Origin of the sequence: Caloranaerobacter azorensis DSM 13643, from assembly GCF_900129995.1 — a bacterium.
Lineage (GTDB): Bacteria > Bacillota > Clostridia > Tissierellales > Thermohalobacteraceae > Caloranaerobacter > Caloranaerobacter azorensis.
The window spans coordinates 1-11,797 of record NZ_FQXO01000073.1 but is presented as its reverse complement, the minus strand read 5'-3'; the positions used below and the strand labels follow the sequence as shown (position 1 = coordinate 11,797).

At 27.6% G+C, this 11,797-nt stretch carries 10 protein-coding genes; 8 read left to right on the top strand and 2 right to left on the bottom strand.

The features are described 5' to 3' along the window. Window positions 1–194: hypothetical protein (locus BUB51_RS10155; RefSeq protein WP_200791939.1), on the bottom strand; the 194-nt coding region annotated here is incomplete at its 3' end. Between the two features lie 173 nt (window positions 195–367). On the opposite strand from BUB51_RS10155, the gene BUB51_RS13170 reads away from it, so the two are divergent. Then, window positions 368–517 (top strand): hypothetical protein, encoded by a 150-nt coding sequence (locus BUB51_RS13170; RefSeq protein ID WP_156099404.1) that lies wholly within the window; start codon window positions 368–370, stop codon window positions 515–517. 44 nt (window positions 518–561) lie between these two features. On the opposite strand, the gene BUB51_RS10150 is transcribed toward BUB51_RS13170, so the two are convergent. Then, window positions 562–1,761: a pyridoxal phosphate-dependent aminotransferase gene (locus BUB51_RS10150; RefSeq protein WP_073197532.1), complete on the bottom strand. Its 1,200-nt coding sequence runs from the start codon at window positions 1,759–1,761 to the stop codon at window positions 562–564. A 289-nt stretch (window positions 1,762–2,050) separates the two neighbouring features. Between BUB51_RS10150 and miaB the strand changes: the two genes are divergently transcribed. From miaB to BUB51_RS10115, 7 genes are all read left to right on the top strand, one after another. Then, window positions 2,051–3,394 carry a tRNA (N6-isopentenyl adenosine(37)-C2)-methylthiotransferase MiaB gene (miaB, locus tag BUB51_RS10145; protein WP_278294298.1) on the top strand — a complete coding sequence of 448 codons (1,344 nt, stop codon included), beginning with the start codon at window positions 2,051–2,053 and terminating at the stop codon, window positions 3,392–3,394. 103 nt (window positions 3,395–3,497) lie between these two features. Next, on the top strand, window positions 3,498–6,155 hold the full coding sequence (gene mutS / locus BUB51_RS10140; protein ID WP_143153609.1) for a DNA mismatch repair protein MutS: 2,658 nt from the start codon (window positions 3,498–3,500) through the stop codon (window positions 6,153–6,155). A gap of 11 nt (window positions 6,156–6,166) precedes the next feature. Next, window positions 6,167–8,032 carry a DNA mismatch repair endonuclease MutL gene (gene mutL, locus BUB51_RS10135; RefSeq protein WP_073197530.1) on the top strand — a complete coding sequence of 622 codons (1,866 nt, stop codon included), beginning with the start codon at window positions 6,167–6,169 and terminating at the stop codon, window positions 8,030–8,032. Between the two features lie 12 nt (window positions 8,033–8,044). Continuing rightward, a complete protein-coding gene (gene miaA, locus BUB51_RS10130) occupies window positions 8,045–8,995 on the top strand; it encodes a tRNA (adenosine(37)-N6)-dimethylallyltransferase MiaA (RefSeq protein WP_073197528.1) in 951 nt (316 codons plus the stop codon). A gap of 31 nt (window positions 8,996–9,026) precedes the next feature. Further along, the gene (gene hfq, locus BUB51_RS10125; RefSeq protein ID WP_035163575.1) at window positions 9,027–9,305 is read left to right on the top strand and encodes an RNA chaperone Hfq; all 279 of its coding nucleotides are present in this window, start codon (window positions 9,027–9,029) and stop codon (window positions 9,303–9,305) included. Between the two features lie 102 nt (window positions 9,306–9,407). Then, window positions 9,408–10,319, top strand: coding sequence for an AAA family ATPase (locus BUB51_RS10120; RefSeq protein ID WP_035163576.1), 912 nt, complete (start codon window positions 9,408–9,410; stop codon window positions 10,317–10,319). A gap of 64 nt (window positions 10,320–10,383) precedes the next feature. Beyond that, the gene (locus tag BUB51_RS10115; RefSeq protein ID WP_035163578.1) at window positions 10,384–11,691 is read left to right on the top strand and encodes a methionine gamma-lyase family protein; all 1,308 of its coding nucleotides are present in this window, start codon (window positions 10,384–10,386) and stop codon (window positions 11,689–11,691) included. The last annotated feature ends 106 nt before the right edge of the window (window positions 11,692–11,797 follow it).

Genomic DNA, 11,797 nt, shown 5'->3' with positions numbered 1-11,797 from the left:
TCTTTATAATTAGGAACTTCAATTGTTTCTATAATAGGAAGTTCGGTATCAACTTCGATTTTTCTATATGGTTTGCTTATTGGTTTATTAGTTCTAGGTTTTATAGGATTTTTAAAATATGGGATTAGAAGATAAATTACTAAAACATAAAGAATTCTGATAGTATTTGTTAAGTTAATAATTAAAGATTTCATTTTTGGTTTGTCTCTCCTTTCTTTTGTATTTCTTTTATATTTTTGGTGCTACTTAAAGTATATCCAAAGAGGGGGGAGACAACCAAACCTATATATTATTCAAATTTCAATGTTTGGGTGTCAAATTTGCTCTAAACTTTTGACACTACGCTAAAACAAAGGGGGGTTGATATATGAGTAGAGGTATTACAAAAAATATTAAATCATTACAAATTAGTAGACTAAAGAAGTGTGGAGCTATTACATGTATACACAATATTGATGGTTATTGTAATATGGAGAAATGTGAAATCTACGAAAGAACTTTAAGACAGGAACATTAATATAAAAAAAGAGGAAAGCTAATTAGCTTCCTCTAAGCAACACCTTATTTGGTGTTAATTTTTTTATATTCGATAAGTCCTTTATTTAGAATATTCATCGCTTTCTTTAGATCATTTTCATTTAGAACATATGATATTCTTATTTCGTCTTTACCTAATCCTTTTGTAGCATAGAATCCTTCGGCAGGCGCTACCATAACTGTTTCATTATTTACATCAAAATCGCTCAATAACCATTTGACGAAATCTTCTGCATTTTTCACTGGTAGTTTAGCAATTACATAAAAAGCTCCATGTGGTTTTTTACATATTACACCTTCCATTTTAGATAACGCTTCATATACAACATCTCTTCTTCTTTTATATTCTTCAACAATATCTATAAAATAGTCACTAGATATATTGGCTAATTCAGATGCACCTATTTGTTCTATTGTTGCAACACAAAGTCTACTTTGGCAAAGTTTTAAAACCTGTTTAATTAGCTCTTTATTTTTACTTGCAATTGATCCTATTCTTGCTCCACAAGCACTATATCTTTTTGATATGCTGTCTATTATAACTACTCTGTTTCTAATATCATCTAAATGTGCAAAACTTATATATTCAAAATTATCATATACGAATTCTCTATAAACTTCATCAGCTATAATAAATAAATCGTTTTCCTTGGCTATATTTCTAAGCATATCTACTTCTTCTGGAGTATAAATAACTCCAGTTGGATTACCAGGATTAGATAATAAAATGGCTTTAGTCTTGTTTGTAATTAAACTTTCTATTACTTTCTTATCAGGTAAGTGGAAACCATCCTCTGCTTTTGTTGTTATTGGAACTACTTTAACTCCTGCTGAAGTACCAAATCCATTATAATTTGTATAGAACGGTTCTGGAACTAATATTTCATCCTCATAATCACAGATTGCTAATAAAGCAAATAGTAATGCTTCACTACCACCATTTGTGATAAGAATTTCATCTTCTTCAAAATGTATATCATAATTTTTATAATAATTAATAAAACTTTTAATTAATTTTGGTATCCCACGTGAGTTAGTATAAGCTAGTACTTTTTGGTCAAAATTCTTAATAGCCTTGAAAAAACAATCAGGAGTTTCAATATCAGGCTGCCCGATATTTAAATGATAAACTTTTTTACCTTTTTTCTTAGCTTCATCGGCTATGGGAACTAATTTTCTAATTGGTGATTCTTGCATTGATAATATTCTTTTAGATAAATTCATAACAATACCCCCTTAAATAAAATAAAAGATAAATTGTTTTGAAAACCTTTTCCCGACGTTGAAAAAATATATTGATATTATTATAATAACATAAAAACCTTTTTAAATAAAAGAAGTGAATATCAAAACTTTTGATGTACCGTGTTTTAATCAAGAAATATAATTTTCTATGGATTATAAAAAAATCTTAAAAATTAATCCCTCTTCTATTTTTCAAGATTATTTGTTATAATATTCTTTAATTATAGGGATTATATAATTAGCAGCAATTAAGAGGAGGAATCTTATATTGGATAAAGTAAGTAATCTACAGAGAAAAAAATATTATATAGAAACTTGGGGTTGTCAGATGAATGAACACGACTCTGAAAAAATGGCTGGAATTTTAGAAAATATTGGATACATTGAAACTAGCACACCTAAAGAAGCAGATTTGATTATTTTTAATACATGTCTTGTAAGAGAAAATGCAGAACTTAAGGTTTATGGCAATCTTGGACATTTAAAAACACTAAAAAATAAAAAACCTGATATGCTGATTGCAGTCTGCGGCTGTATGATGCAGAAAAAAGAAATAAGAGATTTAATCAAAGAAAAGTATAATCATGTAGATATAGTTTTTGGTACTCACAATATACACAAACTGCCAGAATTAATTGCTAATGCAAGACAAAGTTCTGGAATGATAATAGATGTTTGGGAAGATTCAGGAGATATAATAGAAGGATTACCAGCTAAAAGGAAATATGGCTTTAAAGCTTTCGTCAATGTCATGCATGGTTGTAATAATTTCTGTACTTATTGTATAGTTCCATATACAAGGGGTCGTGAAAAAAGCAGGCTCCCAGAAGATATTTTAAAAGAAATTAATGAGCTTGCAGCGCAAGGTTGTAAAGAAGTAACTTTATTAGGGCAGAATGTAAACTCTTATGGTAAGACTTTAGATAAAAAAGTTAGTTTTGCACAGCTATTAAGAATGGTTAACGAAGTGGAAGGAATAGAAAGAATAAGATTTACTACATCTCATCCTAAAGATCTTTCTGATGAATTAATATTAGCAATTAAAGAATGTGATAAAATTTGTGAACATATACATTTACCTTTTCAAGCAGGAAGTAATAAAATATTAAAAGCCATGAATAGAAAATATACAAAAGAACATTATCTAAATTTAATAGAAAAAATAAAAAAAGCGATACCTGGTATTGCTATAACAACAGATATAATTGTAGGTTTTCCTGGAGAAACAGAAGAAGATTTTGAAGAAACTTTAGATGTAGTTAAAAAAGTAAGATTTGATTCTGCTTTCACATTTCTTTATTCCATAAGAAAAGGTACTCCAGCAGCAAAAATGGAAAATCAAGTTCCTGATGATATTAAGCATAAGAGATTTCAAAGGCTATTAGATACTATTTATCCTATAAGTTTAGAAATTAATCAAGAGCTTAAAGATAAAGTAGTTGAGGTATTAGTTGAAGAAATAAGTAAAACTGATAAGACTAAAGTAACGGGAAGAACTAGGACTAATAAAGTTGTTCATTTCCCAGGAGATAAAACTTTAATAGGTAAATTAGTTAAAGTTAAAATTACAAACCCTAAAACTTGGACACTAGAAGGTGAATTAATAAACTAATACGTTCTTTCTTAAATAGGCTAGGGATTACCTTAGCCTATTTAAATTCTAAACTATTTATATGTTATAATATACCTGTATATATAAATTGGAGGGAAATAATTTGAAGAACTTAACGCCAATGATGCAACAATACTTAAATATAAAGGAAAAGTATAAAGATACAATCTTATTTTTCAGGCTCGGTGACTTTTATGAAATGTTTTTTGATGATGCAATTCTAGCTTCTAAAGAGTTAGAAATCACATTAACAGGTAGAGACTGTGGTAACAAAGAGAGAGCTCCTATGTGTGGAGTACCATTTCATTCTGCCGATGCCTATATAGCTAAACTCGTTAAAAAAGGCTACAAAGTAGCCATATGTGAACAAATAGAGGATCCGTCTAAAGCAAAAGGCATTGTTAAAAGAGATGTAGTTAGAATAATTACGCCAGGTACTATAACGGATACAAAAGTTTTAGAAGATAAAAACAATAACTATCTTTGTAGCATATACATGGATACAAATGGAATAGGAATTTCATATGTTGATGTTACCACAGGTGAATTATACACAACTGAAATAAAATGTAATGAAAAACGATTAATTAATATATTATTTGATGAATTAGCTAAAATTCGTCCTACTGAAATAATATTAAATGACTATTTATATAATAAAAAAGATATTGTAAAAATAATTGAAAATAAATTTAATTCAATTGTTAATCTCTATTGTGATTGGAGTTATGAATATAATGATGCTAAGGAAGCAATTTTAAATCAAATGTCCGTTTTATCTTTAGATGGATATGGATTAAACGAAAAAGTATATTCTGTACTATCATTAGGCACACTTATTAATTATTTAAATGAAACACAAAAAATATCACTGAATCATTTAAATAATGTTACCTTCTATACGATAGATAATTTTATGATGTTAGATATTAATACACGAATAAACCTAGAGCTTACTGAAACAATAAGAGGAAAAAGTAAAAAAGGTTCTTTATTCGGTTTACTCGATTGTACCTCGACATCGATGGGCGGTAGAATGTTAAAAAGATGGATAGAAGAGCCTCTAATAAACATTGAAGATATTAAAAGGAGATTAGATGCTGTAGATTATTTATTCAATAATTTTATGGTCGTAGATGAAATAAAAGAGCTTTTTAAAAACGTATACGATATTGAAAGAATAATAGGTAAAATTGTATACGGAACTTGTAACGCTAGAGATTTAATTTCTCTAAAAAAATCTATTTCAGTTCTTCCAACTATTAAAAAAATATTATGTAAAACATCTTCAGAACTGCTTTTGTCTTTAGGTAGAGAATTAGATACTTTAAAAGATATATATGAACTTATAGATAATGCAATTATCGATGAACCACCTATATCTATTAAAGAAGGTAATATTATTAAAGATAAATACAGTAAAGAATTGTTTGAACTCAGGGAAGCAGCCACTAAAGGAAAAGAATGGATATATAAATTAGAACAGAATGAAAAAGAGAGAACAGGAATCAAATCATTAAAAGTAGGCTATAATAAAGTTTTCGGATATTATATAGAAGTAACAAAATCAAATTTGAAGTACGTTCCTGATGAATATATTAGAAAACAAACGCTTGCTAATGCGGAAAGATATATTACTCCTGAATTAAAAGAAATGGAAGCTAAAATACTTGGTGCCGAAGATAAAATAGTGAAATTAGAATATGATATATTTTTAAATATCAGAGACACAATTAAAAATCAAATAAAAATGATACAAAAAAGTGCCAAAATAGTAGCAGTATTAGATGTTTTTTGTGCATTTGCAATAACTGCATATAAAAACAATTATGTAAAACCGAAACTTAATTTAGATGGAATAATTCAAATTAAAAACGGCAGACATCCAGTGGTAGAAAAAACTATAGGAGAAAATTTATTTATACCAAATGATACTTATCTCGATAATGGTAAAAATAGGATTGCCATAATAACAGGTCCTAATATGGCTGGTAAATCTACATATATGAGGCAAGTAGCACTTATTACTTTAATGGCACATATAGGTTCTTTTGTACCGGCTGATGATGCAAATATAGGAATAGTTGATAGAATATTTACTAGAGTAGGTGCATCTGATAATTTATCTCAAGGACAAAGTACTTTTATGGTTGAAATGAGTGAAGTAGCGAATATACTTAATAATGGGACTAAAAATAGTTTAATAATTTTAGATGAAATAGGTAGAGGTACTAGTACTTTTGATGGTTTAAGTATCGCATGGGCAGTAATTGAATATATTAGTGATAAAATAAAAGCTAAAACTCTTTTTGCTACTCACTACCATGAACTTAGTGAATTAGAAGGCAAAATAGAAGGTATAAATAATTTCCGTATATTAGTTAAAGAAAAAGGAGACGACATTATTTTCCTTAGGAAGATAGATAAAGGAAGTGCAGATAAAAGCTACGGTATACAAGTAGCTAAGTTAGCCGGTGTACCTATAGAAGTAATTAAAAGAGCAAAAGAGATTTTGCATAAATTGGAAGAGACGGATATTAATAATACCGCATTGACAATTGATAAAAATATAAATAAAAACATAAATGTAGATGATGCTAATGAAACGAATGAAAATCAAAATGAATATCAATTAGATATTTTTAATTTAAAATATAATAATCTTATTGATAGAATAAAATCTATAGATATAATGAAAGTAACTCCTCTTGATGCGATAAATATTCTATATGAGATTGTAAAAGAAGCAAACAAATTATAGGAGCGATTTAAATGAGTAGAATAAAGATTTTAGATGAAAGTACTATTAATAAAATAGCTGCTGGTGAAATTATTGAAAGGCCTGCATCTGTCGTAAAAGAACTTGTAGAAAATTCGATTGATGCAGGTGCAACCTCTATTACCATAGAAATAAAAGGTTATGGAAAAGATTATATTAGGGTTACAGATAATGGAGTAGGTATTGAAAGTGATGATTTAGAAATAGCTTTTATGAGGCATACTACTAGTAAAATTAGTAAAATAGAGGATTTAGAAAAAATTAAATCATTAGGATTTAGAGGCGAAGCATTAGCAAGTATCTCAGCAGTATCTCAACTTAAAGTTATAACAAAAACAGATAATAATCTTATAGGTAATCAAATAGTATTGCATGGAGGTAGAGTAATTAGCAGAAAAGAAGTTGGTTGCCCTAAAGGAACAACCGTAATTGTAACTAATTTGTTTTATAATACTCCTGTAAGAGCAAAATTTTTAAAAAGTGAATCTAAAGAAACTTTGAAGATAAATGATATTATATACAAACTCGCATTAAGCAATCCAAATATTTCATTTAAATATATCAAAGATAATAAAGTAATATTTAGAACACGCGGCAATGGTAATGATGAAGATGTAATTTACAATCTATTTGGTAGAAATTTTTTAAGTTCATTGATTAGAATAAACTATAAGGATAATAATTTTCTTATGAAAGGTTTTATTTCAGAACCTTCATTCACTAGAGGTAATAGATCGCATCAATATTTTTTTGTAAATAATAGATACATAAAAAGTAATTTATTATCAAAAACTATAGAATCAGCTTATGGAACTTTATTGCCTTCAAGTAGATTCCCAGTTATAATCCTTTATTTATTTGTACCTCCATATGAAATCGATGTTAATATACATCCAACTAAAACCGAGGTTAGGTTTAAAAACGAAAAAGAAATATGCAGTACTATATATGATACAGTTAAAAAACTTTTAAAAAAAGAAGATATTATTCCCCAAATGAACATTACTAATAAAGATAATGTTCAGGAAACACAAATAAATTTTATTGATAATTTAAGTACAAAAAGTAATTACAATAAAGAAGTAAGTAATTTTTTAGTAGGAAAAAATAGTAAAATCAATTACGAAAAACCGATTGATAATAAAATAAAAAAAGACTTTAATATATCAAGCAATGATGAAGTTTTAAAAAATAGACAAGTTATAACTAACACTTTAATAAAAGAGAATAAAGAAAAGCTTATAGAAAAAGAAAATAAACAAAAATTCTCTATAGATAATATACAAATTATTGGAACACTATTTTCAACATATATTCTGGCAGAAGATAAATTAAATGCCATATTGTATATAATAGATCAACATGCGGCGCATGAAAGAATTATGTTTGAAAAATTAAAAAGACAATTTAAAAATCAAATTATTATTTCACAACAGATGCTTGTACCTGAAATAATTAATCTTACTTTCAATGAATATAAAAAAGTAGAATTAAATCTAGAAATATTTAACAAATTAGGTTTTACTATAGAACCATTTGGAAAGTATTCTATTGTACTAAGAAGTGTACCGGTTATATTCAACAAACCTAATGCTAAGCAACTATTTTTAGATATACTGGATAATCTTGAAAATTTCGATAGTAAGTTAGAAAGTAATTATGATTTAAGACTAGAAAAAATAATGAAATTAGCTTGCACAAGTTCTATAAAAGCTGGTGATAAAATTGACGAATTAGAAATATCCAGTTTGATAAAAGAGCTTTTTAAAACAGAGAATCCTTATACTTGTCCTCATGGTAGACCAACAATTATTAAATTAACACAATCCGAATTAGAAAAGAAATTTAAGAGAACATAGAAGGTGAAGAATATGAACTCACATAAGAAACCACTTTTTGTATTAATTGGTCCTACAGCAGTAGGAAAAACTGAAATATCTATTGAATTAGCACATAAACTAAATGGAGAAATTATTTCGGCTGATTCAATGCAAATATATAAATATATGGATATAGGAACGGCAAAAATTACTGAAGAAGAAAAAAGAGGAATTAAACACTACCTTATAGATGAAATATATCCAGATCAAAAGTTTTCAGTATCAGATTATAAAAAATTAGCAGAAAAATATATAAACGAAATATTAAATAAAGGTAAATTACCTATTGTAGTGGGTGGAACTGGTCTTTATATTAACTCTTTAGTATATGAATTAGATTTTACTAATGCTGTTTCTAATCCGGAATTTCGCAATGAGATGATGAATAAAGCAAAAACATTTGGTAACAAATATATTCATGATGAATTAAAAAAAGTTGATCCAATATCGGCAGAAAGAATACATATAAACGATACAAAGAGAATCATTCGAGCACTTGAGATATATCATGAAACGGGTAAACCAATGTCCCATTATTATAAAAATTTTAGAAAGCCAAATTCTAAATATAATATTGCAATGGTTGGACTAACTATAGACAGAGAAAAATTATATAATAGAATAAATCATAGAGTAGATAAGATGATTGAATTAGGTTTAATAGATGAAGTTAAAAACTTATTAAAAATGGGTTACTCTAGTGAGTTAACCTCTATGCAGGGATTAGGGTATAAAGAAATTATTGCTTATTTAAAAGGAGAATATACTCTAGAAGAAGCAATAAATATATTAAAAAGAGATACGCGAAGATTTGCTAAAAGACAATTAACGTGGTTCAGAAGAGATGATAGAATTCATTGGGTAAATCTTGAAAGATTTAATGATAAAAATGAAATTGTAGATTATATAGTTAACTATGTTAGAAGCATATTAAACTTTTAAATATTAATAATACAATAATGGAGGGATTTAAATGAAGAATAATATTAATTTACAAGATGCTTTTATTAATAAAGCTAGAAAAGAAAATATAAGTATAACTATTTACTTAATTAATGGTTATAAATTTAAAGGTACAGTAAAAGGTTTTGACAATTATACTATTGTTTTAGAAAGCGAAGGAAAACAACATTTAATTTATAAACATGCTATATCAACAATTTCACCTAATTCGGCGATGAATTTCTTATCAAGAAATACAAATCAAAATAATCAAAGTGAACCAATAAATAATGAAAATATAACAGAATAAATCGGGATGTTAAAAGCTTTTAAGAATTAATTCTTAAAAGCTTTTAACATTTTATCAACTTAATTCATAAAATAGTAATAGCAACTATTTCGAGGTGAATTTATGAGTTTTAAACTTTATAAATACGGAAAAACTAACTTCCACACATCTTTTGATATTTTTTTTAATAAAAAAAAGACTGTAAAAGAAGAGCTTTGTAAGTCAGATACTAATTTAAATGATATATTAATTGAACTTAATAGTTTAATAGGCTTAGATAATGTAAAAAAATTAGTCAAAGAAATAATAGCTTTTGTTGAAATTCAAGAAAAAAGAAAAACAGAAAATCTATTAACTGAACCTATAGTCTTACATATGGTATTTAGAGGTAATCCAGGTACAGGGAAAACTACTGTAGCTAGATTGTTAGGAAAAATATTCAAAGAGATAGGTATTCTAGAAAGAGGGCATTTAATCGAAGTAGATAGAGCCGATTTAGTAGGAGAATATATTGGCCATACAGCAGTTAAAGTAAAAGAACAGATTAGAAAGGCATTAGGAGGTATACTTTTCATTGATGAAGCCTATTCTTTAGCTAGAGGTGGGGAAAAAGACTTTGGGAAAGAGGCAATAGATACTCTTGTAAAAGCTATGGAAGACTATAAAGATAATTTTATATTAATATTGGCCGGATACAAAGATGAGATGGATTATTTTTTAAAAACTAACCCTGGGCTTAAATCTAGATTTCCGATTTATATTGATTTTAAAGATTATTCTATAGAAGAACTTATTTTAATAGCTAAAAAAATAGCATCAGATAGACAATATCAGTTTTCTAATAAAGCAATTTTAAAAATAGAATATATTCTAAAAAAGAAAACATATGATAATGGCAATGCTAGATATGTTAGAAATATTATAGAAAGAGCTATTAGAAGGCAAGCAGTAAGGCTAAAAAATAAACATAAGGTGACCAAATACGATCTATTAACAATATTAGAAGAAGATATAGTTGAAGACGATTTGTATTAAGATTGAAAAAGAAAGCAACATTATGTTAAAATACAAAAGATAATAAATTTATTGAGGTGATTATGTGGATAAGGCTACGATAAATATTTTATGTAAACATTTCAATATTGAAAAAAAAATCATCGATTTAGTTCTAGCAAATGAGAGTGAACTAAAAGAAAAATTTAATCAAATTGATGAGATTAAAGAATATAATCAATATAAAGTTATTATTGCAATGCAAAAAGCAAAATTAAATTCTACTCATTTTAATTGGACAACTGGTTATGGTTATGATGACATTGGTAGAGAAAAGGTAGAAGAAATTTATTCTTATGTTTTTAACACAGAGGATGCATTAGTTAGACCAACTATCGTATCAGGTACACATGCTTTATCTTTAACTTTATCTGGTATATTAAGGCCTGGAGATGAAATATTATCAATAACAGGTAAACCTTATGATACATTACAAAAAGTTATAGGTATTAAAGGGAAAAGTAAAGGAGCTTTGTCTGAATTTGGAATTACTTATAAAGAAGTAGATTTAGATGAAAATGGGAATATCAAGATTAATGATGTTCTTAATTCTATATCTTCTAAAACTAAACTCTTACTTATTCAAAGATCTACCGGATATAGTACTCGTAAAGCCATAACAATAGAACAAATAAAAACTGCGATAGAAAATATAAAAAAGATACATCCCGATATTATATGTATGGTTGATAATTGTTATGGCGAGTTTATTGAAAAATTAGAGCCTACCGATGTCGGTGCTGATATAGTAGCAGGTAGTTTAATAAAAAATCCTGGAGGGGGATTAGCGCTAACCGGAGGTTATATAGTTGGTAAAAGAGAAATAATAGAAATGATATCAAATAGAAGTACAGCACCGGGTATAGGTAAAGATTGTGGATTGACTTTTGGTACAACGAGAATTACTTTACAAGGTTTATTTCTAGCTCCTCATGTAGTAGCAGAAGCGTTAAAAGGCTCATTATTAGCTGCATCAGTATTTAAAAAATTGGGCTTTAAAGTTGTACCAGATGTAGATGATCCTAGAAGTGATATAATACAGGGAATTGAATTTAATAACAAAGATAGTGTAATTAAATTCTGTCAAGCTATACAGAGTGCATCACCAGTCGATTCTTATGTTTTACCACAACCTTGGAATATGCCAGGATATGATGACGAGGTTATTATGGCAGCAGGTGCTTTTGTACAAGGCTCATCTATTGAATTAAGTGCAGATGCACCTATTAGAGAGCCATATATGGCGTATTTACAAGGTGGATTGACATATGAACATTGTAAGTTAGGTATAATAGTTGCTTTGAATAATTTATATAATAATAATTTATTAAAAATAACGAAATCTCCAATTTAAATATGATTATCAATCGAGTAGGAGGTAGATGATTAATTCATCTACCGACCTCTCACACCACCGTACGTACCGTTCGGTATACGGCGGTTCATTAGGTTAAGTTCAA